This window comes from Paenibacillus massiliensis 2301065 = DSM 16942 (genome assembly GCF_000377505.1).
Lineage (GTDB): Bacteria > Bacillota > Bacilli > Paenibacillales > Paenibacillaceae > Paenibacillus > Paenibacillus massiliensis.
Window position 1 is genome coordinate 89,999 of the sequence record NZ_KB898197.1, and the last position, 25,400, is coordinate 115,398.

Consider the following 25,400-nt stretch of genomic DNA (forward strand, 5'->3'; position numbering starts at 1 on the left):
GACAACACATGTTACGCCAAAAACGCTACTGACGGTTCGATGTCAGTAGCGTTTTTTTGCAGCTAGTATCCGCAGTCAGTATCCGGGAGAAGCGTGATGTAGTTAGAAGACAGCTGACGGTTGGTAGGAGATTTTCAATAGCATTGGTATATCTCCGATTAGCTATAGCAGTACCGTTAGACCGATCATCGTTAGCAATCCCAGGATGAATGAGATGGTCGCAACGCGCTGGTTGCCGTCCCCATGACTCTCCGGGATCAGCTCCTTGTAGACGATGAACATCATTGCACCGGCTGCAAAGGCGAGTCCGTAAGGCACCAGCCCGGCAACGAAGGAACTAAGATAATAGCCAATGAGACTCGTAATGATCTCGACGGCACCCGTCAATGTGGCGATACCAAGTGCCTTGAATCGTCCGATATTCTGATGCACCAGAAAGAGGGCAACGAGGAAGCCCTCAGGAGCATTCTGTAATCCGATTGACAGTGCGATCAGATTCCCGAGACTCTCATTCTCGCTCGCATAGCTCACACCTACAGATAGCCCTTCAGGCAGGTTATGCAAGGTGATTGCAGCGATGATCATGAAGGCCTTGGACTCCAGCTGGAAGATCTGCGGCTGGGTCGGGTCCTCCAAATCCACGTGAGGGATATACATTTCCAGTACAAGCAGTACAACAGCTCCCAGTAGCACACCTAACGACAGCACCAAAAAATTAGATTGATTCAAGGACTCCGGAATCAGATTGAATACAGAAGCTGAGGTCATAATGCCAGCCGCATAGGCCAGCAGGATATCACGCAGGCGATGCGTGACCCGCTTCATGAACAGAATAGGTATAGCTCCGAGTCCGGTAGACATCGCTGAAATGAAGCTACCGATAAATACATCATTCATTTGACGGACAAGACCTCCCCAAGTACTTATATAAATAATTTCGAGATTCCATAATTAATTGTTCAATATTTAATTACTTCATACTAGATTGCTTCATGAAAACTTCATTTGACCTTTTCTCTCCTATTCCGCATAATTAAGTTACACATTAGAATGATTATAAACTACAACAGTAGGAAATGGCTATTTCAACCTAGACTTTTGTTCAAAAGTAGTTCAAACGTAATTAGAGAGTAGCCTGCATCCAGCCATAGATAAAGATTCGAGCTTTCCTGCTCGGGCCCTTACCTAGTATATGCCGAGGGTGCTCATCCATGTAGCTTGTCTTTCCTTAATTCACATATTGGAGGTTGATCTTATGTATAAATCTATCATTATCGGTACAGGACCTGCGGGTCTGACAGCAGCAATCTATCTGGCTCGTGCGAACATGAGCCCACTCGTCATTGAGGGCCCACAGCCTGGCGGTCAATTGACCACCACTACTGAGGTTGAGAACTTCCCAGGCTTCCCGGAAGGAATCATGGGCCCTGAGCTGATGGAAAACATGCGTCAGCAAGCAGAGCGCTTTGGTGCGGAGTTCCGTACAGGATGGGTCAACAAGGTCGATACGTCGAGCCGCCCATTCAAGCTGGAGGTCGAAGGTCTGGGTGAGCTCGTAACCGATACCCTCATTCTGTCCACGGGTGCAACTGCAAAATATCTGGGTATCCCTGGAGAGCAAACGAACATTGGACGTGGTGTCAGCACATGTGCAACCTGTGATGGGTTCTTCTTCCGCAACAAAGAGATCATCGTGGTGGGCGGTGGAGATTCCGCGCTGGAGGAAGCGAACTTCCTGACTCGCTTTGCTTCCAAAGTAACGCTGGTTCACCGTCGTGAAGAGCTGCGTGCTTCCAAGATCATGCAGGATCGTGCACGTGCTAACGAGAAGATCGAATGGGCGCTCAACCGTACACCGCTGGAAGTCGTTGCTCAAGAGAATGGCGGCGTAACCGGACTGCGTATGAAGAACAACGAGACAGGTGAGGAAGAGCTGCTGGAAGCAAGCGGTGTGTTCGTAGCGATTGGACATCATCCGAATACAGGCTTCCTGAACGGTCAGATTACTACGGATGAGAATGGTTATATTGTAACGAAGGCAGGCACCTCCGAGACGAACATTCCGGGCGTATTCGCTTGTGGTGACGTACAGGATACTCGCTACAGACAAGCAATCACTGCTGCAGGTAGTGGATGTATGGCTGCAATGGATGCTGAGAAATATATTGAAAGCCTGGAGCACAGCTCGGTAACGCTGTAAGTTGTTGTAGGTTATTACAGGCTGGCTTGAAACGTTGATTGGCCATGTTTTACAATAGTGCTAAGACATTTGTTCGAGGCATTCATCCGGAGCATTGGAGCTCTTGGAGGGAATATTTTTTACAAATCTAATGATGAGGTGATTTCGATGGAAAAAGCGATCGTATATACATCCAGCAACTGCCCGCACTGCAAACAGGTGAAGAGCTTCCTGACCGAGCAAGGCGTGGAATTCGAGGAACGCAACATTGAGACGAATGACGCTTATGCACAAGAGGTGTGGGATATGGGAATTCGTGCAGTACCCCTGACCTTGATCGGGGATGCTCGTATCTCTGGTATGAACAAGACCCAATTCAACAAGGTGCTGAACCCAGAAGGTTAATAAGGTAAGAGCTTTTGCTGAGAAGCGGCAAAGGGCCCAATCTATACAGAAGCCAGTTACTCTTAGGAGTGCTGGCTTTTTTTGTGTGCGGACACAGACATGTCTGAGAAATGTATAAAATATATCTATTTGGCATGCGACAGTCTCTGCGGATGTTTCATGGTGTCGTAATCGCATTCGATGAGAAAAAGTAAATATGTTACATAATAACTTTGAATTATATGAATTATTAATCAATTGTCTTTTGCGGGTGGTAATTTATTTTATAAGAGGGTGAGGTAGGCACTGGGTGGAGCAAATGACGGTAATACGTTCAGAGATAGAGTGCTATATGAGGGAGCAAGGAATGAATATTACGACATTAAGCAGGCTCAGTGGCCTGAACGTGGGTACAGTTAGCTCCGTATTGAACGGCCACAAGCTCATCGCTGTTGATCAGCTTGACCGGATCACCTCGGTTATGGGATTGCCACAAGGACACTATTACTCACGGTATATTCAGGAATCCATGGTCGATACGCCACCGAATTGGCGCCGAATAAGACCTTTATTGTATCGCTGCGTGGAGCTGAATCTGCTTGATTGTATAAGGCAAATTGTTAATTTACTATTGGATAACCTGATGTATTCCGCTTTGCTATTCGAGACGGCAGAGGATATGTATCAGATGCAGCAGGGGGAGGCGGCCTCGATATTGTATGAAGGCATAGCTCAGAGTGAGTTGCGACAGCATTCTGAGCGGCTTGCCGTGTGCCAGTATCGTCTCTTCACTCTCAAGCTGAGTGAGGATCAGGCACGTAATCTGGAGGCGGCGATCCAGTTCGAGCCTTACGTAGAGCGTCTAGATGAGATTGAGCAATTGGATGCGTTGCGGGATTTGGCTAATATTTATCGCTCTTTGCGCAGATGGGATAAAGTGCAGGATTTAGTGCTAATGCTAAGAACAAAGGCAAGTATTCTGTACGATCTGTCCCATAATCCTGAGCTGAAAAGACGGGAGCAGCCGAAGCACGCAAGTAGACCTATATTTTATTACATAGCTTTCTCAAACTTGTTAATGTGCAATGTTGTATTGGAAAAAGAAGATTTTGAAGGGGCGCTTCGATATATTAGATTGTATGAAGATTTATCTTGGGTAAGAGAGACTGATAAGGAAACATTGTATTGGAAGAATCAATTTAAAGAGTGGGCTGAGGTCAATATTCATGTATGTAAGTTATTGTCAGGTGATGTGTCTGTTATTCCTTCTTATCTGAACTACCTTCAGAGTAAGAAGCAGGAATTGTTATCTGGAATTAACAATATTTTAGAAGCTGCCAATAAGTATGGCTTTGATTTGGAAATGTATATAGAGAAGATCAATCTAGCCATCAGCCATTTAACATTACAGAGCCAAGATAGTGATCTAGGGGTGTATACGAAACAGTATTTTAACGATCGAATGTCTCTGTTGTTCTACGAATTAGCAATGTACTACATTGGTAGGAGAGATTTCTTAAAAGCGAAGGAGTATATCGAGGTCTGGAAAAAGTATACGACGTTGAATAATGAGCAATCTCTTCTCAGGTATCATATGCTGTTAGACATGCTGACTTCTGGTATAGATAATGACACACCAGATGCTCATTAGTCTTACACATGTAGAACTTCTATAAGTGTTACTTGGATAGGCTTCCGATTTTAAATCATTGCTGTACACAGACTAAAGCCAGAGCTATGAACGTGCTGGCTTTTTTTTGTATTTAAATCGTTGTTGGTGTGAGGTTCAGTATTGACCAACTTATCCCATGTGCTATACTTGGTGAATAAAAGTAAAAATATTACATAATAACTTCGGATTGTATTTGTAGTGTATTATATGGATTTCAAAGCGTTTACGCTTCCTTAATAGCTAAGGGGTGGTTACTTTGGAGATGACGAGCACAATACGTTCAGAGATTGAGCAATTCATGGATCAGCAACAATTCAAGGTTAGCCAGCTAGGAAGACAGACAGGGCTGAATCCAGGGACGATCAGCTCTATTCTTAATGGCCATAAGCTCATTGCTGTTGATCAGCTTGATCGGGTAACTTCAGTCATGGGGCTGGAGGAAGGGTATTTTTATTCGCAATACATACAAGAATCTATGGTAGATGCACCTCCGAACTGGCGCAGGCTGAAGCCGTTATTATTTCGCTGTGCGGAGTTGAATCGTCTGGATTGTACTCAGCGCATCGTTAATTTGCTGTTGGATAACCTGACCTATTCCCCTTTGCTATTTGAGACGGCTGAGGAGTTGAGGGATCTTGGGGAGCTTGCAGCAGCAGCCCTGTTGTATGAAGGTGTGGCCCTCAGTGAACGCAGTCAGCATTCAGAGAGACTTGCCCTATGTCAGTATCGACTCTTCACGCTGCGATTGGGTGAGGACCAGGGGAAGAATCTGGAGGCGGCAATTCATTTTGAGCCTTATGTAGAGCGTCTTGATGAGATGGAACAATTGGACGCGCTGCGGGATTTAGCTAATGCTTATCGCTCACTGAGAAAGTGGGATAAGGTAGCAAATATTGCTCATATTATGGGCAAGAAGGCGAATATCATGTATGAACTGCTACATAATACCGAGCTGAGAAGAAAAGAGGAGCCTGTCAGAACGCAGAAGCCTTTATTTTACTACATTGCTTTAGCGAACCTATTAACGGCGAATGCCCATGCCGAGTGGGAGAATCATGAGCAAGCCTTAGTCTATATTAGACAGTATTCCGATTTATCATGGGTACGTGAGACGGATGTGGAGACGTTACGTTGGAAAGGTTTATTTATAGAGTGGGCTGAGGTGAACACTTATGTCACTCTTCTCATGTCTGGTGATACGAACGTTATTCCAAAATATTTGGATTATTTAAATGTCAGGAACGAGGAGTTACTTCCGGGGCTTCTAAACATTATCCAGGCTGCTAACAAGTATGGATTTGATGTGAAGGATGTTTTAAATCAATATAGTAGTGTAATTGAGCAAATTGTCCATCGCAAATTCGATGCGGGTGTATACACACAACAATATATTAGTGAGCGAGTCACCAAATTATTATATGAGTTGGCTTTCTATTACTTACAAAGGGAAGAATACAACTGGGGTTTTCGTGATTTAATGTTGAGTTTAAGAAATTCAATTGCAATTAACAATGAAAAATGCATACTTAATTGTATGAAATTGTTTGAACGTTATAGGCAGAGTGCGTCAAATGATTTATGCAATGATTATCGTTTACTGGTTACAGAGGAGTGAATTTTAAATGAAGAAATTAGCTAGTATGTCTGTTTTACTATTATGCACAATGATTATTATTACAACGCCTCCGATTATTTCAAAAGGAGTTGTAATAACACCTCAAACTGAGCATCACGGTGGTTAATAGCAAGAAGGGTCATCAGCGATAGGCTGGTGGCCTAAATCCAGTGGATATTATCCATTGAACTCTTATCGTGGTCACCCACTAGAACGTTTAGCTAATTTCTATTTCTTACAGACACAGCTATTGCTTTGGCTGAAACTTATTCATGTTAAATGATCTGGAGAGCGTAGTAGTTAGCGGAAAGCGGGGAAGCCCTAGAGAAACGAAGTGTCCGCCTTTAAGCGTACTGTTCATCTGCTTGTTATGTTCGATCAAAAGAACAGTAGGCTTAACAGCGGTCGACAGGGCTCCCCGCTTGCAGCGGCTCTACACTCCCATATGATTTGGTCAAGGTACTATAGCGACACCCGAACATGCCCCAAATACGCAGAGATCGCCGTATAGGCTGCACCGAGCATAGTGGAGCGGCTGCCAAGCTGGGCGAAACGAATGTTCAGCTCCCGACGATGGTAGGGAAGTGTACGCTCCGCGACAATATCCTGCAACGGCGTTTCCAGCCATGCGCGAGCCTCGGATAGATTTCCTCCGATGATAATCAGCTCTGGATTGAAGCTGTTCACAATATTCGTAATCCCGATTCCCATATAGGCACCGATCTCATGAAATAGCTGCTGCACCTGCGTATTGCCATGACTTGCATGCTGTAATAGCTCTGGTGTGTGAAGCGTGGGCAATGGTGGCTCCGAACGCGTGTAGTATCTTTCGGACGCATACAGCTCCCAGCAGCCCCGACTACCGCAGGAGCAGCGAAGCCCATCCCAGTCAATCGACATGTGACCTGTCTCCCCGGCATAACCCCATGATCCTTTGTACGGCTTGCCATCCATAATGATGCCCGATCCAATCCCTGAGCCTACACTGATGTAGACCAGATTCCTTGTACCATAGCCTTCCTCGCCAGCCATCCCGTAATGTAGCTCACCTTGTGCTCCGGCATTAGCTTCATTGTCTACAAGTACGGGCATCTGGAGCTCTGCCGCCAGCTGTTGTCCAAGAGGCACCTCTTCCCAGCCCAGATTGGGAGCGAATAGTACTGTACCATCGGCATCGACCATCCCCGGCACTCCTATACCAACACCAACAATGCCATGTCTTGAAGAAGGAGCAAGCGCTGATAGCTGGCGCACCATCGCCTGAATATATTCCAATACCGACGGATAGTCTGTACGCTCCAGCGGGAGGGACTGCTCAGCCTCTACATGCCCGTGCAGATCCGTCAGTACTCCCTTGAGATAGCTGACGCTCAGCTCCAGACCGATGGCGAAGCCAGAACGACCATTGAACAGCAACAGCAACGGCTTGCGCCCTCCACTGGATTCACCTGGCCCCATCTCTTGAATCAAATCCTCCGTAATTAGCTCGGCTACGAGGTTGGATACCGTGGCTTTGTTCAAGCCGGTTCGCTGTGACACCTGCACGCGTGACAAGGGAGCATACTGCCGAATCGTATCCAGCACAATGGATTTATTTATTTTTTTGACAAGTGCCTGATCACCTGTAACCTTCATCGTGTACACATCCTGTTCGTTAACGTGTTCTTTATGGCTTTAGTAGCTTGGCTTACCATGGCAATAATGCCCGAAACCATTTCAACAAATAGTGTCTCTATCATAAAAAATAAACTTAGTTTAAGCAATAGACAAAGTTTGATGGGTTGTGTTAGTATAACGGTGTAAATGCTCCCGGATCGTCCGGGAAGCTAATTAAATCCTGACAAATCTGGGGAGGCGTCAACATTATGGCATACTTTGAAAACGTTTCAAAAGTAAACTACGAAGGCAAGAACTCATCTAATCCATATGCATTCAAATGGTACAATCCTGAGGAAGTCGTAGCAGGCAAGACGATGGAGGAGCACTTCAAATTCAGCATGGCCTATTGGCATACGCTGACAGCTGGCGGTAGTGACCCGTTTGGTGTAAATACAGCCGTTCGTCCGTGGGATCATCTGACAGGAATGGAGCTGGCCAAGGCTCGTGTAGAGGCTGCCTTCGAATTAATGGAGAAGCTGAACCTCCCGTATTTTGCATTCCATGATGTGGACATTGCACCTGAGGGCGCTTCCCTGAAGGAATTCCATAGCAATCTGGATACCATCGTCGATCTGATCGAGCAGCAAATGAAAGCAACGGGCAAAAAGCTCCTCTGGAACACAGCGAACATGTTCTCGAATCCACGTTATGTGCATGGTGCAGCTACGACCTGTAATGCGGATGTATACGCACATGCAGCGGCTCAGATCAAGAAGGGTCTTGAGGTGGGTAAGCGTCTTGGTGCAGAGAACTATGTCTTCTGGGGCGGACGTGAAGGCTATGAGACACTGCTGAACACAGACATGCAGCTGGAGCTGGATAATCTGGCGCGTATGTTCCACCTCGCAGTGGATTATGCCAAGGAGATTGGCTTCGATGCACAATTCCTGATTGAGCCGAAGCCGAAGGAGCCAACCAAGCACCAATATGATTACGATGCGGCTACGACGATTGCATTCCTGCAAAAATATGATCTGGATAAGCACTTCAAGCTGAACCTGGAAGCGAACCATGCGACGCTGGCTGGCCATACGTTCAATCATGAAATGCGTGTAGCTCGTATTAACGGCATGCTGGGCTCGCTGGATGCCAATCAGGGAGATCTGCTCATTGGCTGGGATACCGATGAATTCCCGGTAGACATCTATGATGCTACGCTCACCATGTATGAGGTGCTGATGAATGATGGGCTCGGTAAAGGTGGCATTAACTTTGACGCCAAAGTAAGACGTGCATCCTTCGAGGCAGAGGATCTGTTCCTGGCTCATATCGCAGGAATGGATACGTATGCGAAAGGACTGAAGGTCGCTGCCAAGCTGATTGAGGATCGCGTACTGGAGGAGTTCATTGAGAAGCGTTATAGCAGCTTCAAGGAAGGTATTGGTGCTGATGTCGTAGCTGGCAAGGCAACCTTGGCTTCACTTGCTGAATACGCCCTGAACAACGAGAATCCACGCCGCAATGAATCCGGACGTCAGGAATGGCTGAAGGCGAAGCTGAACCAATATATTCTGGCCGATTAAGGAGCTACCTATGATGAAGGAGCGATATGTTATTGGTGTAGACCTTGGCACAAGCAGCGTCAAGACGGTACTTGTGACCCCAAGCGGACAGGTAGCTTATGAGACCTCGGAATCTTATGAGCTGCTACAGCCGCAAGCAGGCTACAGCGAGCAGCGTCCCGAAGACTGGGTAAGGGGTACGATTGCATCCCTGCGCAGACTGGTAGAAGGTGCTGGCATTGCGCCTGATAGCGTAGAAGGCATCAGCTTCTCCGGACAAATGCATGGTCTTGTGCTTGTGGATGAGCAAGGCCAGGTGCTGCGAAATGCAATATTGTGGAACGATACGCGGACCACAGCCCAATGCCGCCGTATTGAAGAGAAGCTGGGGGCAAGCTTGCTGGAGCTGGCTCGAAACCGTGCGCTGGAAGGCTTCACGCTGCCCAAGCTGCTATGGGTGCAGGAGCATGAGCCAGAGCTGCTGGCACAGGCAGCACATTTTATGCTGCCGAAGGATTATGTACGCTATCGGCTGACAGGCGAGCTCGCTATGGAGTACTCCGACGCAGCAGGAACCCTGCTGCTAGAGGTGGGGGCGAAGCACTGGAGTGAAGCCATCGCTGAGGCGTTCCAGCTGCCGCTCAGTCTGTTCCCGCCACTCGTGGAGTCCTTCGATCAGACTGGCGGATTGTTGCCTGAATGGTCCGAGCAGACCGGACTTGCTGCTGATACGGCTATCTTCGCTGGTGGAGCCGATAATGCGTGCGGCGCGATTGGTGCAGGGATTCTACAGGAGGGCCAGACGATGTGCAGCATCGGCACCTCCGGGGTCGTGCTGTCTTACGAGGAACGCAAGCACATTCAGCTGGAGGGGAAGGCGCACTTTTTCAATCATAGTGAAAAGGATGCGTTCTACATTATGGGTGTGACTCTGGCCGCGGGCTACAGCCTGCAGTGGTTCAAGGAGACCTTTGCTCCGGGGCAGCCATTCGAGGAGCTGCTGGCCGCCACTGGAGATGTTCGTCCAGGGAGCGGAGGACTGCTGTTCACACCGTATATTGTAGGGGAGCGGACACCGCACCCGGATGCGAATATACGCGGAAGCTTTATCGGCATGGACGCCGGGCATAAGCTGCCTCATTTCACCAGAGCCGTATTGGAGGGGATTACCTTCTCGCTCCGGGAGTCCATTGATATCCTGCGTGCGACGGGCAAAACGGTGAACGAGGTAATCTCGATTGGCGGCGGTGCCCGTAGTGATATATGGCTGCAGATGCAAGCGGATATCTTCCGGGCTGACGTGATCAAGCTCGAAAGTGAGCAGGGGCCTGCGCTTGGCGCTGCCATGCTGGCTGCGTACGGTGCTGGCTGGTTCGACTCACTACAGGCTTGTGCGCAGGAGTTCATTCGTCCGGCCAGACGATTCTCGCCGCGATCGGAGACGGCAGATCAGTATGATCTTTTGTATGCCCTGTATAAGGAAGTATACCCTGCGACCCGTGCTCTGAATGATGGATTGTCTTCCCACCGATGAGCTGGGGAATATGCTCGGAAGGATGTCTAGATGAAGAAGAATTCTTCGAATAGAACTAATATTATAGGGGCTGGCGAGGTTGGCATTGCCATCTCGGTCGACATGGATACGAAAGTGGTTCATCAGACAAACAGCTTGTTCTGGGATACCAAAGGAAATGATGTCCTGGGGACAACCGCACTTCCTTTTTATGGAGCATTTGTCACAGAAGAAAAGTGTCAGCTTTTTGGGGATGTCACAGGAAAAAAGGTGCTGGAGATCGGCTGTGGAAGCGGTCAATCCTTGCAATATCTCGGGGAGCGCAAAGCATCCGAACTATGGGGCATGGATATGTCAGAGAACCAGATCGAGAAGACAAGGGCACATTTGACGGGGTGCGGTCTCTCGGCACAATTAATTTGTTCTCCCATGGAAGCGGAATGCGGCATACCAGCGGATTACTTTGACTTTGTGTATTCGATTTATGCCATAGGCTGGACTACCGACCTTGAGGGGACTTTATGCAGGATTGCTTCTTACCTGAAAAAAGATGGCATATTGATCTTCAGTTGGTCTCACCCTATACACAAATGTGTTGTTGCAGAGAATGACATGCTTGCGTTTAAAAAGTGTTATTTCGATGAATCCTGGTATTCGGTATCCCTTGACGAAGGTAAGCTAACCTTATCAGATCGCAAACTATCCACTTATGTGAATGCGTTGGCAAAAGCGGGATTTGTCATTGAGCAAATGATTGAGGAATCTGATGATGACATCATACAGTCAAGTGACAGTGATTTTGCCAAAAAAGCAAAGATGCTTCCTGTAACTTTTGTAATGAAAGCAAGGAAGCTATAAGTGAACAGGAAATGGATTCGAGTGCCAGTTATGAGGAGCAACATCATTGAGAGGCCATTGTTGAAGTAGCTTCGATTGTTAGTACAACAAATCAGCGACAGTCTGGGGGATATACTCACCCATGGCTGTCGCTGATTTTGGTGTTGGGACCAGTCCAAGGACTATTATATTCAAGGATCATTGCATGCACGAGGAATGAGGGGGCGATAAGCATGCCTTAGGTAGACTTGTGCAATTCTCAGCTCAATACCTTATACAACTACTGCTATATCATTTAACTATTACGTTGACTCAGGTCTATTATGTTCCACGTTCTTTGACTTGTCAGGTGCAGGAGGGCAGCCCGGACATGCTCCAGTCGACGCACAGCCAGCACATGCCCCCTGACGACTCTTACGCCAGAAGCGTACTCCAATCCAGCCTGAATAGCCTAGTACGGCAACAATAATCAGAATATCAATCATGGGTCAGGTCTCCTTTTCCGATGAAGATATGGGTTCAGGACAAGCCCAGCAGATGCCCGCCCTGGTAAATCAGCATGGATATGACGTAAGCAATTACCAGCGGATAGAGCATCGAAATCATCGTCCAGCGGAAGGAAGCAGTCTCCTTGTGAATGACCCCGACAGTCGCTAGACATGGAATATACAGCAATAAGAATGCCATGAAGCTAAAGGCGCTCAGCGGTGTAAATACCGCGTGTATGCTAGTCTCCAGCCCGCTCATATCCGGCGCATGATAAATGATATTCATCGTCGAGACGACGACCTCCTTGGCCATGAACCCGGTCACCAGTGATGCCCCAGCCTGCCAGGTACCAAAGCCAAGCGGTGTCAGTAGCGGTGCCAGCCAGCCACCGAGCATGGCGAGCAGACTGTCGTCCATCTCGCTTCCGAAGCCATGCAGCCCCATATTCGACAGGAACCAGATGATGACAGAGCCCGCCAGAATGATGGTCCCAGCCTTGCGAAGGAAGCCCTTCACCTTCTCCCAGGTGATACGGAACAACGTCAGGGCCTGGGGCATGCGGTATGGTGGAAGCTCTACAACGAATAATGATGGCTCCTTGGTGACGAAGGGAAGCGCAGAGAACGTCTTGGACAGTAACAGAGCCAGAACGATACCGAGCACGTACATAAGCATTACAACCGATGCCTGATGCTCCCGAAAGAACACCCCTGCGAACAGGGCATATACAGGCAATCTGGCGGAGCAGGACATGAAGGGAACGAGCAGTGTAGTCAGCAAGCGCTCCTTGGGCTGCTCAATCGAACGCGCGGCCATAATCGCTGGCACATTGCAGCCGAAGCCGATGATGAAGGGGATGAAGGCTTTCCCGTTCAGTCCTACGGATTCCATCAGACGATCCATCAGCAGGGTCACGCGGGCCATATAACCCGAGTCCTCGACGATGGATATGATGAGGAACAGCAGCACAATCTGCGGTGTAAATACTAATACACCCCCGACCCCGGCAATAATCCCATCTACAATTAATGCCTGAGTGAAGGAGGAAGCCCCAAGGCTCTCCAGCAAGGCTGTTACCGTGTCGCTCACACCGCCAGCAATCCAGCCGTCCAGCACGTCCGAGAGCGGATTGCCGAGCCAGTCAAAGGTAACCTTGAAGGTCAGGAACATGAATAGCAGGAACAGTGGCAGTCCAAATACTCGATGGGTTAGAATCATGTCTGCTCGCTCTGTCCATGTCTTGCGCTGTTCTGTGGAGCGGACCATGACCTGTTGACAGACATAAGCAATCCAGTTGACGCGTACGTTGCGTAGATGAGCTTCGGGACTGGTACTGGAAGTCGGGTCAGCCTGCATGAGGGCTGCCTGGCATTCCGTTATAATTTGCGTGATTCCAGCATATAGATTAGGGTCCGCTATTTCCGCCCATACAACAGGATTACGCTCTAGCAGCTGGAGGGCAAGCCATCTCGATTCAGCACTATATATGTCAGGGAGGATAGCCATGATGCGGTCTATTGCTTGTTCTACCTCGGGCCCATAGTTCAGATGCAGCGGCTTGTGAGAGATAGAGGCCGACTTCTCATGAACAGCAGCCAGTACCTCTTTACTACCTGCTCCGGTGCGTGCACTCATTGGTATGACAGGGACACCTAGCTCGGATGAGAGTTTCTCAGGGCTTACGGTAATTCCGCTGGAGCGCGCAACATCCATCATATTGAGACCAAGCACCAAGGGAGCTCCGTACTCCAGCAGCTGGACGGTCAGATACAGATTGCGTTCAAGCTGAGCAGCGTCCACGATATTGATCAGGGAAGAAGGAGGCTGCTCAAGCAAATAGCGCGCGGCTACACCTTCATCAAGGGAAAAGGGTAATAGAGAGTATAGTCCTGGGAGATCCACCAGCACCCCGCTTTTGTTGCGAAGGAGCCCGCTTTTCATAGATACGGTAACCCCAGACCAATTCCCAGTCTCCGCATAGGTGCGGGTTAGTTTGTTGAACAGAGAAGTCTTCCCGGTGTTCGGATTCCCGAATAACGCAATCGTATTCATGCGGGACAGACCTCCATATGACCAGCTTGTTTCTGTCTCAGACCAATCAGTTGGCCATTGCATTCAATAATAACCGGACCGCCGAGTGGCGTGACCTTGTGAAGACGTATTGTGGCTCCGGTCCTTACTCCCATATCGGTGAGTCTTCGGTGTACCAAAGGATCGAGTGCATCAAGAGACATAAGCTGCCCAGTACTTCCGGGCTTCAGCTTCAATAAGGAAATACCGATAGACATCAGCAATCACCCTTCATGCGAAAATGAGAATCAATATCATTCATTTGGTGAATGTAATGTAGCACAGCCCACTTTTCCAGACAGTGATGAATCTCTCAGTGTGAAGCCAGATGATGAAATGGTGAGGGAATGTGCCATGCGACAGAGTAATTCCATAAATTAGCACGCATAATCAGCTTATTGTGTCTTTTATGTGGTAAAATGACCTTAACTTCATGAATGAAGCCGAATCTCCGATATAAAAGGTGTAACAGACAAGCTGGAAGGGGGCACATGGATGATGAATCGAGTACGTCCGCGACTGATTAAGTTGCTATTGTTAAGCTCTGTACTGGCATTAGGCATTCCTCAGGTAGTGGAGTGGAGCGAGGTCTATGCGGCTGTCAATCCGTCAGTCGAGGTGACTACAGGGCAATTGGAGGAGAAGCTGCTGGCGGCCATGATGGACCGTAAAGACAGCTTGAATTTTACATATAAGGGACAGGTCAAGAATCTGAAAAAGGATCTGCAGACCGCCATTGATGAGGCCATGCAGAGCGATCCTTATGTGAACTATACTTTGAAAAGCTATGCCTACAATTATAAAGGCTCGTCCAACTCGGCACAGGTTACCGTGACGCTCAAATACCGTGAGACCAAGGAGCAGACAGCTTTTGTGGATCAGACGGTACGCGCCGCACTGAAGGAGCTAATTAAGCCGGAAATGACCGACCACGAGAAGGTCAAGGTCATTCATGATTGGGTGGTCGTGCGTCTGGCCTACGATGAGACACTACAGAAATATACAGCTTATGACGGGCTGGCTACAGGTACTACAGTATGCCAAGGCTATGCACTTTTAACCTACAAGATGCTGAACGAAACCGGAATTACCAACCGCATTGTGGAAGGAAGAGCCGGGGGGCAGCTGCACGCGTGGAATCTGGTCCTGCTGGATGGCAAGTGGTACCACCTGGATACGACATGGGATGACCCGACACCGGACCGGCCGAATGAAGTGAGCACCGCCTACTATCTGTTGACGGATGCGCAGATTCGCAAGGATCATTCCTGGACGAAGAAATATCCTGCAGCAAGTACCGTCTATGAACAGACGCTCACGCAGTTAATCACTGCCGGAGGGGCCAAGGCCAAGGTCTACCAGGAAATGTACAATGAGCTGGAATACGCTATGTATCAGGAGGGCAATCTGGTATCATCAGCTCCGCAAATGGTAGAGAAGGCACGCAAGGCCATGTCTGCGGGGACCAAAACACTAGTGTTCGCCTATAAGGGGACGGAGAAAAATCTGGAGAAGGATCTGCAGGTCCTCTATCAGCTAGGGATGAAATCCATCTCCTATCGCGTAACGAATCAGCACGATTCTAATCACCTTAGAGTCAGCCTGTCCTGGACGATCTAGTCCGGGGCGGGCTGCTCCACTTTTAGCGGGCTGCTCCATTTTTATAGGAAGGCGTGAAAGTACATGTAAGAAGCTCCTGTACTGTTGAAGTATACAGACGCATAGGTTGCAACCCCGATTCTATTTGTTGGCTCTAATCATTATAAGGAGAAGACTATGTTGTACAAAAAATCGTTCTTTTGCCTGCTCGGCACACAGAGCATGGCAAATGCTGCCGATGTGCTATATATTATGGCACTGGTGTCACTCATCTTTAATAGCACTGACTCTATCATCACAGCCATACTCATTCCCTTGCTACGCATGGGAGCCCAGATGATCAGCGGTTTTTTTGCGCCGCTATTGCTCGTCAGATATCAGCTTCCTTTTATTTTGTTCATATCCCAGACCGGTCAGCTGGCCTTCTTCACCTTACTCGTGCTATATATCAATGCGGCACACCCAGCCACGGATTGGTTGGTTGTATTCTCACTTGTGCTGGGCATGTCCTTCCTGGATGGCTGGACGACTCCTGCAAGGAATGCGCTGGTTCCGCGTCTTGCGACGGGAGATGCGTTAATGAAGGCTAACAGTATGATTTCCGTCAGTGATCAGACGGTACAGCTCGCGGGCTGGGGGCTGAGTGGAATGCTTGTGGCTTTCGCAGGAGCGGAGAAGACACTGATAATTGCCGTCGTGCTATATGCCATCGCTATGCTCTTCACTGCTCTGCTGCGTGATCCAATGGAAGCAGGGCGCTTCTTCTTGCTTCGACCGCATACCTTGGTGAAGAGTGGAGATCAGAGGCTGCCCGAGGAACCGACTCCGATCCATTCGGCTTCTGCGGTGACGGCTGGCTCTGAGCAACATCAACCATCGAGAGATGGAAAATGGGCCATACTACGAGAAGGCTGGATGTTGATTGGCAAAAGCACTCGCCTGCGGATTCTCACCTTCATGGATATGGTCGACATGCTGGGGGGCTCCGTATGGGTCGGTGCATTCACACTGGCCTTCGTCCAGCAGGTACTGCTTAAGGACGAGTCCTGGTGGGGATATATTAATGCCGCATATTTTGCGGGGACGATTGTCGGCGGCCTGCTGGTGCTTATGCTAGTGAATCGCCTTCAGCACCGATTGTTCCCGGCTATGTTAGCTGGAATGACTGGTTATGCTATTCTGACCATACTGTATGCTGTAAATGTATTACCCCTGATTAGTCTCATCGTGGTGCTAATTATGGGCTTGCCCGCTGAACTGGCTGTAGTATCCAGAAGGACTCTGATTCAGAAAAGTGTGGCGGTACATGATCTGCCGAAGGTGCTCTCGGCACAGGCAACGCTTATGAGCTTCACTTTCTGTGTATCCTTGTTACTGATGGGCTGGATCGCCGAACGGTTCGGAATTGTCAATCTGTATGTATTCGCTGGGCTGTTATCAGGAACGGCGGTATTGATTGGTTGGCTTGGTCGCAGATCCTTCGCGAGGGATGGCAACACCTCATCTGAACCTATTTCTGCACAGGGCGTGAATTAGTCGGCAGCAATAGTATCTTGCCCCGATCACACGTAAGTACAGAGTCGCTGCAAGCAATGAGCCCTGTCGGCTGCTACTAAGCCTACTGTTCTTTTGAACAAAGATCGTAAGCAGGTGAACAGCAAGCTGCAAGGCAGAGACTTTGTTTCTCTAAGGCTTCCCCGCTTTCCGCTAACGGCGGCGCTCTCCAGATCATTCAACATGAGCTCAGAATAGGTCGGGCTGTTCGTACTTTAATCGTATCTTGCTCGTACTTTGCTCGTATCTGGAGAGCTTGCAGCGACTCTATACATCCCCATACAACCCTATGCAACTATAGGGTCTGCAATGGTTCACGCCTTGGCATTTCTCGTAAGTATTAGTAAGCGGGAAGGAGGAGTCTAATGGATACAGTCCAAGACCATCTGGACTATGGATTGACGATTGTCTTCGTCGGCTATAACCCCAGTCTCCGCTCAGGCGAGACGGGTCATCATTACGGTCATCCCGGGAATCGGTTCTGGCGGATACTTCATCAGTCTGGTCTGACCCCGCGGCTGTACAAGCCAAGCGAGGATGGCGAGCTGCTGAAGCTGGGATATGGCTTCACGAATATTGTAGCAAGGCCCACCCGCACAGCGGCCGAGATTACCCGTGAGGAATATGAAGAGGGAAGAAGCCTGCTCTATGACAAGCTGGCGAAATTTCGCCCTAGCTATGCTTGCTTTGTTGGTAAAGGAGTGTACACAGAGTTCAGTCGTCTGTCTGATGTGCCATGGGGATTACAGGAGCATTCTGTCGTGGATGGTGTGCATGAATTCGTAGCCCCTTCTTCCAGCGGACTTGTCCGTATGCCGCTGGAAGAGGTTGTGGGCATGTATACACGTCTGCATGAGCTGATTAGCGAATAGCTGTGCTTCATTCAAACGGTGGGTGAGGGTATTAAGAATTTCTGCGGGCCATTTGTTGCCATACCGTCCCAGCGGCCTGCTCACCGGATTCAATACGTTCTAATGCCATTCTGGCCTGCAGGCTGACCTCGAATTCAGGGTCCTGAGCTGCCTGCTCCAGTGCTTCCCGGGAATCCTCCGTGCCTACCTCGTACAGGAATCTGGCCGCGCGCCAGCGCACGAGCTTGCTGCTGTCGGACAAAGCCTCAATCATGGCAGGTGTAGCGGCAGCATCCCCGATATCGGACAAAGTATCCCCTGCTGTCCGGCGCACAGCAGCCGACGAATCCTTCAGCGCTTGATAGAGAAGCTCCATGGCCTCTGGTGTCTTGAGATCGCCGAGGTACACGACAGCAAGCCGGCGCAGCTGCATTTTGTCATCCGATAAAGCCTGACGTAGTAGTGGAAGATGCTTTGGCTCCGGCTCCAGCGCATCCAGCGCGGCGTAGCGTACACGCCAATCTGCCTGCTGCATGGCTTCTTGTAGCTCGGCATCTGTGTAGCTGCGACGCTGCTCCACGAATTCGCCACCGTCTATGCTGTGCGCAATCGCCTGCTCGATCAGCTTGCGCAGCCGTTCTTGCGGATAGGCCGCCTCCAGCTCCTGCTCGACCTCCCTGGCGATGTCCGGCAATTCACCGTATCGTACTCCATAGTCGCTCAGCTTCCGTTCCTTGATCAGCGTAGCGCTGGCAATCTCGGTGACAGCTTGCACGAATCGCTCCGACAGGGAGATTCGCTCCTCCTGCTGCCCGGCTTTTACCCGAATCTGCATCGGTACGGCCCGGAAAAATTGCACGAATACCTGTGCTTCCCCGTAATGCTCTCCGGCTCCTTCCTCTGGAAGCTCCCAATCGGCCTCCTGGCCATCTTCACCGAATTGCTCCCTCACCTCGCTTAGAACCGTCGACCAGTCTGCACTGCCCTTACGATCCAATGCCACGAAGTCTGCCGTATGAAATACACTCTTCACGCCTTCAATGCGCAGCATGCGGCGAATGAAGGGAGGAGCTGAGCGCTCGTTGTCCAGCGTATAAGTCTTGCGAATGCCGTCCTCCAGACGTTCATCCAGATGAAGCATCATGGTGTTCGGACTTGGGGTTGGCTCTATAGAAGTTACTTTCATAACCTTGATTTCCTCCTTATTTCGAATTGCAGTTTCCTGAATTTTAACTAACTCTATTGTACATGATTCTATTGTCTGTGCCAAAAGCAAGGAACCTTACGCTCCGGTGAGGCCGAACAGGATTCACTGAACAGGATTCACGTTGGCATTTGGTTAAAATGTGGAAATTTGGACCACAATGTAATTATCGGCATATCGGCTGATACGAAGCGAATCAGGAGGTGGTATGAATGTTCCGCAAGCAGGAAAAAGCTCTGATTATTGTATGCTGTGTGATTGCAGTCATCATGCTGTACTCCCTGATTAAAAGTATCAGCCGCTTGATGTCGTAATACCGATTTGTTCAAAGGAGTGTAGCTGTATGTCCGCGCTGGACCCCGTGATCCTGAGCCGGCTCCTCACCGGCATTACGCTGTTCGTACATATTATATTTGCTTCCATCGGGGTAGGAATCCCGCTGATGATTGCGTTGGCAGAATGGAGAGGTGTGCGGACGGGTGATCCTCACTATACTCTGCTAGCCCGCCGCTGGGCTCGTGGCTTCGTCATTACTGTCGCTGTCGGCGTTGTAACAGGCACCTCGATCGGTCTCCAGCTCAGTCTACTCTGGCCGACCTTCATGCGGGTGGCGGGGCAGGCGATCGCTCTGCCGTTATTTCTGGAGACGTTCGCCTTTTTCATCGAAGCTATCTTTCTGGGTATCTATCTGTACACCTGGGAGCGATTCCGTGGTAAATACACGCATCTATTACTCTTGATCCCGGTAGCCGTTGCTTCATCCGCCTCCGCCATCTTCATCACGACAGTGAATGCCTTCATGAACCAGCCGCAGGGCTTCGCGCTAGTGAATGGGATTATGACGGACATCAATCCGCTCGTAGCGATGTTCAATCCAGCGACCCCGACCAAGGTCTCTCACGTCCTTGCGTCCTCCTATACGTTGAGTGCAGGCGTACTGGCAGGCATTGCAGCCTATAGTCTGCTGAAGGGCAAAAATCATGCGTATTTCAAAAAAGCGCTGAAGCTGACGACAGTCTGCACCTTTGTATTCGCGCTTGGAACGGTACTGATTGGAGATGCATCCGGTAAATTCCTGGCGAAGTACCAGCCTGAGAAGCTGGCAGCCGCGGAGTGGCACTTCGACACGATGTCTGAGGCTCCGTTCGTATACGGAGGATATATGGACAAGAACGGCGATATCAAGTATGCACTGGAGATTCCCTATGCGCTTAGCATTCTGGCTGGCAATAGCCCGAGTACTGTGGTCAAGGGACTGAATGATTATCCAGAGGACCTGCGACCTCCGTTGTCGATCCATTATATGTTCGATCTGAAGATTACGACCGGTGTGCTTATTCTCTGCATTCCATTGCTCTATATCCTGCGAAAATGGCTTCCGGGACGCAAGCCTTATCCGAAATGGCTGCTACTCGCGCTGCTACTTGTTGGTCCGATGGCCATGGTGGCGATTGAGCTCGGCTGGATGTTCGCGGAGGTCGGAAGACAGCCGTGGATTCTACGTGGTTATATGAAGGTATCTGAGGCCGCAACAACCTCTGGCAGTGTGGGGTGGATGCTGGTGATGTTCATTGTTCTCTATCTTGTGCTGTGCTTATCAGCTATACGAGTGCTCAGCAAGCTGTTCCGCAACAAGGATGCGCTTGAAGAGATTCGGCAGCTTGGCATAGAGGGGGCATAGGAGCATGAGCTATGAACTGATAGGTATCACGGTGCTCTGGACGTTCCTGTTCGGGTACTTGCTTGTGGCCTCCATTGATTTTGGGGCAGGCTTCTTCAGCTTCTACAGCGTACTGACTGGTCACCGCAACCTGATCCACAACATTATCCAGCGCTACCTGTCACCAGTGTGGGAAGTAACGAATGTGTTCCTGATCTTCTTTGTAGTCGGATTGGTCGGATTTTTCCCGGATACGGCTTACTACTATGGTACAGGGCTACTGGTCCCGGGAAGCATCGCGCTGGTGTTGATTGCAATTCGTGGGGTGTACTATGCATATAACACCTATGGCAACAATGGGGACAATAACATCATTTACATGGCCTTGTACGGGGCGACAGGCCTGCTCATCCCTGCCGCTCTGTCTACGATCCTCGCGATATCCGAGGGTGGGGTTATTGAAGAGCGGGATGGACTGGTCACGCTAGGCTGGGGGACGTTCTTAGCGAACCCCTACACATGGGCAGTCATCCTGCTTGCGCTGGTGAGCGTGCTGTATATCTCCGCGATGTTCCTGTCGTATTATGCCAAGCGTGCGGGGGATGACTTGGCTTTCGAGGTGGTCAGAGGATATGCTCTGCTCTGGAGCGGGCCGACAATTGTCGCGAGTGTCCTCGCTTTTTTCCAGATTAATCGTCAGAACCCGGAGCATTTTGCGAACATGCTTGATCAGGCCTGGATATTCATAGCCTCGTTCATATGCTTTGTGCTGGCGGTCTATTTATTATGGAAGCGGCGGAATCTGGGGACCAGCTTCATCTTCGTGATCCTTCAGTTCGCATGTGCCTGGTACGGCTATGGGGGCACGCATCTGCCCTATATTCTGTATCCCTACATATCCATCTATGAGAGCTTCACGAATGATGCCATGGGTATTGCGCTGATAACGGCCTTTTGCGCGGGGCTGCTTGTGCTGATCCCTTCGCTGATTCTGCTACTCAGACTGTTCCTGTTCGATGCGGCATACATTCGCGGACATAACCGCGGGAAGGGGTGAGGTGGATGGCAGCCTTTGAGCATTTTACGATCATGTACGAATCTCCGCTAATTATTCTTGCGGTTATTGTATTCCTGTTCATCTACACAGCCAGATACAAGAACCCGGAGGATTAGGGTAGGACAATCCCGGCCTGGATGGAGAGTAGCATGGATTATCGCAGCCAAGAGAAGCAAGATGATCTCTAGAAGTAAGAGAATCGAGTGAATGATGAGGACAACATGGATTATAAGGACGAAGGGGACTACGAGATAAACGAGCTCCACCAGCTCCACCAAATCCACGAGATCCACAAAATCCATGAGAACCACGAGAATAGAGACCGTCTGTGAAGGAAGTGTAGAATTCGACAGATCGCTCAGCCTTGTAGAAGTACAGGAGGAATGCGGCACAATATGTCGTTTTTTGACATCGACCGTACGGGGCAGTATGCTTCCAGAGAGGGGCATATTGCTGCGTGCGGTTTTTGGCATGCTGCGGTTCCTGGATGCTGCCGGTTCGTGACGACATGCTGCGGGTTCTAGATACTTCCAGTTCATGACGAAATGACGTGATCACGGGGCATTCTGCTAAAGACGAAATAAAAGCGAGAGTTTCAGGATGGATGAGGGTGTTAAATGTATTAAAAGCCTCGTCAGGAAGGAGAAGCAGTGACCATGCCAAAATTCCGATTCAACAATATAGATAATGTCAGCACAGACAAGACCCTGAAGCAGTTCCGGCAGTGGCGAGAGGAGCGACGACGCAAAATCAAGGATTATTCCTTTGTAGTCCCCAGCCATGCACCAGAGCTGACCTATTTGCAGGAAAATAAGGAGACGACCACGATTACGTGGGTAGGGCATTCTACGTTCTTCATTCAATATATGGGATTGAATATCGTGACCGATCCGGTATGGGCTGAGCGCATGGCCTTTAACCGCAGGCTCACTCCACCAGGCATCCCCATTCATGATGTGCCGCCACTTGATGTCATTCTGCTGTCTCATTCGCATTATGATCATATGCATATGGCATCCCTACGGAAGCTGTACAGTGCGGGTACTACGGTAATCGTTCCGGTGGGCTTGAAGTCGAAAATGATCCGCAAGGGCTTCCACCGCTGTCAGGAAATGAATTGGTGGGAGCATGTGATCGTGGGAGGAGTGCGTATCTCCTTTGTGCCTGCTCAGCACTGGACGCGTCGGACTCTGATGGATACGAATACATCCCATTGGGGCGGCTTTGTGCTCCAATCCGAAGCGCATGTGAGCGGACACGGCGGCACACTGGATGCAAATCCTGAGGTAGCGTCCGAGGAGTTGGCCCCGATGCCGCCTACTATATATTTTGTCGGGGATACCGGCTATTTCCGTGGCTTCAAGGAAATTGGCGAGCGGTTCCCGATTGATCTGACCTTAATGCCTATTGGTGCCTACGAGCCGGAATGGTTCATGACCTCCCAGCATGTGACGCCCGAGGAGGCGTTGCAGGGCTTCGTTGAGACAGGCTCCAAGCTCATGGTGCCCATGCATTATGGCACGTTCAAATTGGCTGATGATACGCCTCGGGAAGCGCTTGATAGGCTAGAGGTAGAGCGTGAACGACTCGGCATTGCGCCAGAGCGGATTCAGGTGCTGGGCCACGGTGAGACTTTGAGGGTAGAGAATCATCTGCTCGGATAGGTATATGTTGACACCCAAAAGAAACCATCCTTTGAAAATGCGGACACCGACCACACATTTCAAAGGAAAGGTTTCTTTTGCTTTGTTAGGAGGGATAGTTCAAGATCATGCTCAGCCGGGTCATGCTCTGGCCGGAATTGTGGTACGAGTGCGGTCTGTCTGCCTTGAAGCGGATGGCATCCCCGGCATGCAGCGTGTACTCCTCGTTACCGACACTCAAGGACAGCTCGCCATCGAAGACAGTAATCCATTCCTCGGTTCCTTCAATATGTCCGCTTGCATCCAGGCTACCACCGGAATCAATCTCCACGTTATACACCTCACTGCGTCGCTCTTCATCAAAAGAAAACATGGAATAGACACGATATCTACCACCATCCTCTAGCAATGGGCGAATGTCCTTTCTCTTCACAATCGTAGTATCTGGCTGAGGCTGGTGAATCAAGGAGGAGAAGGATATTTTGAGGCCATTGGCGATCTTCCAGATCGTCGTAATGGTAGGTGTCGATTCCCCGCGCTCGATCTGACCGATCATCGTCTTGCTGACGCCAGTTAATTCGGCAACCTTCTCCAGGCTGAGCTTCTTGTCAGCTCTGATCTTCTTGACGTTCTCGGCGATAATGGCATTAATATTCTCCATGCGAATTCCTCCAAATTCTATTTACTTTATAACGACCGATATGTACAATAAAAAGATCAAATGCTATATAACGTCTAATTCGTTCGTTATAACATATGATAGGGGGAGCACAACGTGCTGGGTTCTTTACTTATTTTTGCATTGGTCGCGAGCTTTACGCCTGGACCCAATAATATCATGGCGCTGATGCTTGCCAATCGATTCGGGCTGAGCAGAACGGTGAAGTTTTGTCTTGGTGTGGGGACCGGCTTCTTTATTATTATTCTGGTGTGCTGCTTCTTCAATGTAATGTTACATCATGCGTTGCCGAAGGCCGAGCCTGTGATGGCTGTGCTTGGCGCGCTATATCTAGTCTATCTGGCATTTAAAATGATGACAAGCAAGCTGGAGAATGATTCTGACTCGGGAGCTCGCCATAACAGCTTTCATGCAGGTATGCTGCTGCAATTCATTAATCCCAAAGGGATATTGTACGGAATTACAGTAACTTCAACTTTTATTCTTCCCAATAATTCCTCGTACGCTGCCTTGTTGAGCTATTCTGTCATTGTAGCACTGATCGGGTGTATGGGTACCTTTAGCTGGAGTATCTTTGGTTCAGTCTTTCGTAGTCTGCTGGCGAAGTATCAGAGGGGGTTTAATGTGGTGATGGGGTTGCTGCTGATCTATTGTGCGGCTACCATTGTGATTCACTGAGTAGGCAGGGATACGGAGATACTAACTATTTTCAACAATAAAAGCCGTGAGATCAAGGACGAGTGCCCTGATTTCACGGCTTTTTGCAAGCTAAGCTATAAGTGCTAGTATCAACGGATAGCGGGGAAGCCTTGGAAACGTCTTGGAAAAGCGGATTGTCCGTTTCCAGGCTCGCTGCTCTCAGCTGTTCTCAGCTGTTCATCTTAGCCTGCCTCAGACTCACTCAAAAATGCACTTTCGTTGGAAAGGGGATGGCGGACGATTTTGACATCATAGAAGGAAATCTTGTTATCCAGAATGTAATCCGGAATCTGACGATGGGAATGGGATTCACGGAATGCATCGCTGCGGGTCCACGCCTGGAAATTCTCTCTTGCTTCCCAGCGTGTCACGACAGTCACTTCATCATAATCGCCCTTATGGTCAGTCAGCATGACCTCCAGTCCCAAAAAGCCCTCCATAGTCTCTACCTTGCCTACCTTATTAAAGCGTTCGATGAGCTGATCTGCATAGCCTTTTTTCAATTGCGAAGTGTTCGTTACAATTACCATTCTT

24 protein-coding genes are annotated in these 25,400 nt (G+C 49.4%); 16 read left to right on the forward strand and 8 right to left on the reverse strand.

Going from position 1 to position 25,400, the window contains the following annotated elements; translation table 11 throughout:
* Positions 1-162 precede the first annotated feature (162 nt).
* A complete protein-coding gene (locus D328_RS0122290; protein WP_018887269.1) occupies positions 163-897 on the reverse strand; it encodes a ZIP family metal transporter in 735 nt (244 codons plus the stop codon).
* A 358-nt stretch (positions 898-1,255) separates the two neighbouring features.
* Between D328_RS0122290 and trxB the strand changes: the two genes are divergently transcribed.
* From trxB to D328_RS0122310, 4 genes are all read left to right on the forward strand, one after another.
* On the forward strand, positions 1,256-2,200 hold the full coding sequence (gene trxB / locus D328_RS0122295) for a thioredoxin-disulfide reductase (RefSeq protein WP_018887270.1): 945 nt from the start codon (positions 1,256-1,258) through the stop codon (positions 2,198-2,200).
* A 147-nt stretch (positions 2,201-2,347) separates the two neighbouring features.
* Positions 2,348-2,584: a glutaredoxin family protein gene (locus tag D328_RS0122300; RefSeq protein ID WP_018887271.1), complete on the forward strand. Its 237-nt coding sequence runs from the start codon at positions 2,348-2,350 to the stop codon at positions 2,582-2,584.
* Between the two features lie 346 nt (positions 2,585-2,930).
* Complete coding sequence (locus D328_RS29590) at positions 2,931-4,214, forward strand: hypothetical protein (RefSeq protein WP_018887272.1); 1,284 nt, start codon at positions 2,931-2,933, stop codon at positions 4,212-4,214.
* Positions 4,215-4,497: 283 nt separating this feature from the next.
* Entirely contained in the window at positions 4,498-5,850 is a 1,353-nt protein-coding gene (locus D328_RS0122310; RefSeq protein ID WP_033413546.1) for a hypothetical protein, read from the forward strand.
* 462 nt (positions 5,851-6,312) lie between these two features.
* Here D328_RS0122310 and D328_RS0122315 read toward each other — a convergent pair whose 3' ends face one another.
* The gene (locus D328_RS0122315) at positions 6,313-7,485 is read right to left on the reverse strand and encodes an ROK family transcriptional regulator (protein ID WP_018887274.1); all 1,173 of its coding nucleotides are present in this window, start codon (positions 7,483-7,485) and stop codon (positions 6,313-6,315) included.
* Between the two features lie 230 nt (positions 7,486-7,715).
* Here D328_RS0122315 and xylA point away from each other — a divergent pair, with 230 nt between their 5' ends.
* Genes xylA through D328_RS0122330 form a run of 3 tightly spaced genes read left to right on the forward strand, consistent with a single transcriptional unit; the run spans position 7,716 to position 11,382 of the window.
* On the forward strand, positions 7,716-9,032 hold the full coding sequence (gene xylA / locus D328_RS0122320; protein ID WP_018887275.1) for a xylose isomerase: 1,317 nt from the start codon (positions 7,716-7,718) through the stop codon (positions 9,030-9,032).
* Between the two features lie 13 nt (positions 9,033-9,045).
* Positions 9,046-10,545, forward strand: coding sequence for a xylulokinase (xylB, locus tag D328_RS0122325; RefSeq protein WP_018887276.1), 1,500 nt, complete (start codon positions 9,046-9,048; stop codon positions 10,543-10,545).
* Between the two features lie 30 nt (positions 10,546-10,575).
* The gene (locus D328_RS0122330; protein ID WP_018887277.1) at positions 10,576-11,382 is read left to right on the forward strand and encodes a class I SAM-dependent methyltransferase; all 807 of its coding nucleotides are present in this window, start codon (positions 10,576-10,578) and stop codon (positions 11,380-11,382) included.
* Positions 11,383-11,663: 281 nt separating this feature from the next.
* Here the strand turns inward: D328_RS0122330 and D328_RS0122335 are convergent, their stop codons facing one another.
* Genes D328_RS0122335 through D328_RS0122345 form a run of 3 tightly spaced genes read right to left on the reverse strand, consistent with a single transcriptional unit; the run spans position 11,664 to position 14,138 of the window.
* A complete protein-coding gene (locus D328_RS0122335; protein ID WP_018887278.1) occupies positions 11,664-11,846 on the reverse strand; it encodes a FeoB-associated Cys-rich membrane protein in 183 nt (60 codons plus the stop codon).
* Positions 11,847-11,880: 34 nt separating this feature from the next.
* Positions 11,881-13,902, reverse strand: a complete 2,022-nt coding sequence (gene feoB / locus D328_RS0122340) for a ferrous iron transport protein B (RefSeq protein ID WP_018887279.1) — start codon at positions 13,900-13,902, stop codon at positions 11,881-11,883.
* Positions 13,899-14,138 (reverse strand): FeoA family protein, encoded by a 240-nt coding sequence (locus D328_RS0122345; RefSeq protein WP_018887280.1) that lies wholly within the window; start codon positions 14,136-14,138, stop codon positions 13,899-13,901. The genes feoB and D328_RS0122345 overlap by 4 nt, the downstream gene beginning before the upstream one ends.
* 277 nt (positions 14,139-14,415) lie before the next feature.
* Here D328_RS0122345 and D328_RS0122350 point away from each other — a divergent pair, with 277 nt between their 5' ends.
* The 3 genes from D328_RS0122350 (at position 14,416) to D328_RS0122360 (ending at position 17,945) form a co-directional block, all read left to right on the forward strand.
* Positions 14,416-15,540, forward strand: coding sequence for a transglutaminase domain-containing protein (locus tag D328_RS0122350; RefSeq protein ID WP_018887281.1), 1,125 nt, complete (start codon positions 14,416-14,418; stop codon positions 15,538-15,540).
* A 159-nt stretch (positions 15,541-15,699) separates the two neighbouring features.
* The gene (locus D328_RS0122355) at positions 15,700-17,055 is read left to right on the forward strand and encodes an MFS transporter (protein ID WP_026281333.1); all 1,356 of its coding nucleotides are present in this window, start codon (positions 15,700-15,702) and stop codon (positions 17,053-17,055) included.
* Between the two features lie 383 nt (positions 17,056-17,438).
* The gene (locus D328_RS0122360) at positions 17,439-17,945 is read left to right on the forward strand and encodes a mismatch-specific DNA-glycosylase (RefSeq protein WP_018887283.1); all 507 of its coding nucleotides are present in this window, start codon (positions 17,439-17,441) and stop codon (positions 17,943-17,945) included.
* A 31-nt stretch (positions 17,946-17,976) separates the two neighbouring features.
* On the opposite strand, the gene D328_RS0122365 is transcribed toward D328_RS0122360, so the two are convergent.
* Positions 17,977-19,110: a virulence factor gene (locus tag D328_RS0122365; protein WP_018887284.1), complete on the reverse strand. Its 1,134-nt coding sequence runs from the start codon at positions 19,108-19,110 to the stop codon at positions 17,977-17,979.
* Between the two features lie 361 nt (positions 19,111-19,471).
* On the opposite strand from D328_RS0122365, the gene D328_RS0122375 reads away from it, so the two are divergent.
* The 5 genes from D328_RS0122375 to D328_RS0122395 all read left to right on the forward strand — a co-directional run bounded on the left by D328_RS0122375 (position 19,472) and on the right by D328_RS0122395 (position 23,509).
* Positions 19,472-20,809 carry a cytochrome ubiquinol oxidase subunit I gene (locus tag D328_RS0122375; RefSeq protein ID WP_018887286.1) on the forward strand — a complete coding sequence of 446 codons (1,338 nt, stop codon included), beginning with the start codon at positions 19,472-19,474 and terminating at the stop codon, positions 20,807-20,809.
* Between the two features lie 4 nt (positions 20,810-20,813).
* On the forward strand, positions 20,814-21,845 hold the full coding sequence (locus D328_RS0122380; protein ID WP_018887287.1) for a cytochrome d ubiquinol oxidase subunit II: 1,032 nt from the start codon (positions 20,814-20,816) through the stop codon (positions 21,843-21,845).
* Positions 21,846-21,850: 5 nt separating this feature from the next.
* Positions 21,851-21,961: a hypothetical protein gene (locus D328_RS31925; RefSeq protein ID WP_018887288.1), complete on the forward strand. Its 111-nt coding sequence runs from the start codon at positions 21,851-21,853 to the stop codon at positions 21,959-21,961.
* A 184-nt stretch (positions 21,962-22,145) separates the two neighbouring features.
* On the forward strand, positions 22,146-22,349 hold the full coding sequence (locus tag D328_RS31120; protein WP_154659281.1) for a hypothetical protein: 204 nt from the start codon (positions 22,146-22,148) through the stop codon (positions 22,347-22,349).
* Between the two features lie 152 nt (positions 22,350-22,501).
* Positions 22,502-23,509: an MBL fold metallo-hydrolase gene (locus D328_RS0122395; RefSeq protein ID WP_018887290.1), complete on the forward strand. Its 1,008-nt coding sequence runs from the start codon at positions 22,502-22,504 to the stop codon at positions 23,507-23,509.
* 85 nt (positions 23,510-23,594) lie between these two features.
* Here D328_RS0122395 and D328_RS0122400 read toward each other — a convergent pair whose 3' ends face one another.
* Positions 23,595-24,149, reverse strand: coding sequence for a helix-turn-helix domain-containing protein (locus D328_RS0122400; RefSeq protein ID WP_018887291.1), 555 nt, complete (start codon positions 24,147-24,149; stop codon positions 23,595-23,597).
* A 114-nt stretch (positions 24,150-24,263) separates the two neighbouring features.
* Here D328_RS0122400 and D328_RS0122405 point away from each other — a divergent pair, with 114 nt between their 5' ends.
* The gene (locus D328_RS0122405) at positions 24,264-24,845 is read left to right on the forward strand and encodes a LysE family transporter (RefSeq protein ID WP_018887292.1); all 582 of its coding nucleotides are present in this window, start codon (positions 24,264-24,266) and stop codon (positions 24,843-24,845) included.
* A 203-nt stretch (positions 24,846-25,048) separates the two neighbouring features.
* Here the strand turns inward: D328_RS0122405 and isdG are convergent, their stop codons facing one another.
* Positions 25,049-25,396 carry a heme oxygenase gene (gene isdG / locus D328_RS0122410; RefSeq protein WP_018887293.1) on the reverse strand — a complete coding sequence of 116 codons (348 nt, stop codon included), beginning with the start codon at positions 25,394-25,396 and terminating at the stop codon, positions 25,049-25,051.
* Between the last annotated feature and the right edge of the window lie 4 nt (positions 25,397-25,400).

What these genes read in the sequence shown, in the direction of transcription:
- trxB (WP_018887270.1), top strand. Translation starts at nt 1,256, where the DNA reads ATGTATAAATCTATCATTATCGGTACAGGACCTGCGGGTCTGACAGCA.
- isdG (WP_018887293.1), bottom strand. Translation starts at nt 25,396, where the DNA reads ATGGTAATTGTAACGAACACTTCGCAATTGAAAAAAGGCTATGCAGAT.
- D328_RS29590 (WP_018887272.1), top strand. Translation starts at nt 2,931, where the DNA reads ATGAATATTACGACATTAAGCAGGCTCAGTGGCCTGAACGTGGGTACA.
- D328_RS0122345 (WP_018887280.1), bottom strand. Translation starts at nt 14,138, where the DNA reads ATGTCTATCGGTATTTCCTTATTGAAGCTGAAGCCCGGAAGTACTGGG.
- D328_RS31925 (WP_018887288.1), top strand. Translation starts at nt 21,851, where the DNA reads ATGGCAGCCTTTGAGCATTTTACGATCATGTACGAATCTCCGCTAATT.
- D328_RS0122290 (WP_018887269.1), bottom strand. Translation starts at nt 897, where the DNA reads ATGAATGATGTATTTATCGGTAGCTTCATTTCAGCGATGTCTACCGGA.
- D328_RS0122400 (WP_018887291.1), bottom strand. Translation starts at nt 24,149, where the DNA reads ATGGAGAATATTAATGCCATTATCGCCGAGAACGTCAAGAAGATCAGA.
- D328_RS0122360 (WP_018887283.1), top strand. Translation starts at nt 17,439, where the DNA reads ATGGATACAGTCCAAGACCATCTGGACTATGGATTGACGATTGTCTTC.
- xylA (WP_018887275.1), top strand. Translation starts at nt 7,716, where the DNA reads ATGGCATACTTTGAAAACGTTTCAAAAGTAAACTACGAAGGCAAGAAC.
- D328_RS0122300 (WP_018887271.1), top strand. Translation starts at nt 2,348, where the DNA reads ATGGAAAAAGCGATCGTATATACATCCAGCAACTGCCCGCACTGCAAA.
- D328_RS0122395 (WP_018887290.1), top strand. Translation starts at nt 22,502, where the DNA reads ATGCCAAAATTCCGATTCAACAATATAGATAATGTCAGCACAGACAAG.
- D328_RS0122310 (WP_033413546.1), top strand. Translation starts at nt 4,498, where the DNA reads ATGACGAGCACAATACGTTCAGAGATTGAGCAATTCATGGATCAGCAA.
- D328_RS0122380 (WP_018887287.1), top strand. Translation starts at nt 20,814, where the DNA reads ATGAGCTATGAACTGATAGGTATCACGGTGCTCTGGACGTTCCTGTTC.
- xylB (WP_018887276.1), top strand. Translation starts at nt 9,046, where the DNA reads ATGAAGGAGCGATATGTTATTGGTGTAGACCTTGGCACAAGCAGCGTC.
- D328_RS0122365 (WP_018887284.1), bottom strand. Translation starts at nt 19,110, where the DNA reads ATGAAAGTAACTTCTATAGAGCCAACCCCAAGTCCGAACACCATGATG.
- D328_RS0122330 (WP_018887277.1), top strand. Translation starts at nt 10,576, where the DNA reads ATGAAGAAGAATTCTTCGAATAGAACTAATATTATAGGGGCTGGCGAG.
- D328_RS0122335 (WP_018887278.1), bottom strand. Translation starts at nt 11,846, where the DNA reads ATGATTGATATTCTGATTATTGTTGCCGTACTAGGCTATTCAGGCTGG.
- D328_RS0122315 (WP_018887274.1), bottom strand. Translation starts at nt 7,485, where the DNA reads ATGAAGGTTACAGGTGATCAGGCACTTGTCAAAAAAATAAATAAATCC.
- D328_RS31120 (WP_154659281.1), top strand. Translation starts at nt 22,146, where the DNA reads ATGAGAACCACGAGAATAGAGACCGTCTGTGAAGGAAGTGTAGAATTC.
- D328_RS0122350 (WP_018887281.1), top strand. Translation starts at nt 14,416, where the DNA reads ATGATGAATCGAGTACGTCCGCGACTGATTAAGTTGCTATTGTTAAGC.
- feoB (WP_018887279.1), bottom strand. Translation starts at nt 13,902, where the DNA reads ATGAATACGATTGCGTTATTCGGGAATCCGAACACCGGGAAGACTTCT.
- D328_RS0122375 (WP_018887286.1), top strand. Translation starts at nt 19,472, where the DNA reads ATGTCCGCGCTGGACCCCGTGATCCTGAGCCGGCTCCTCACCGGCATT.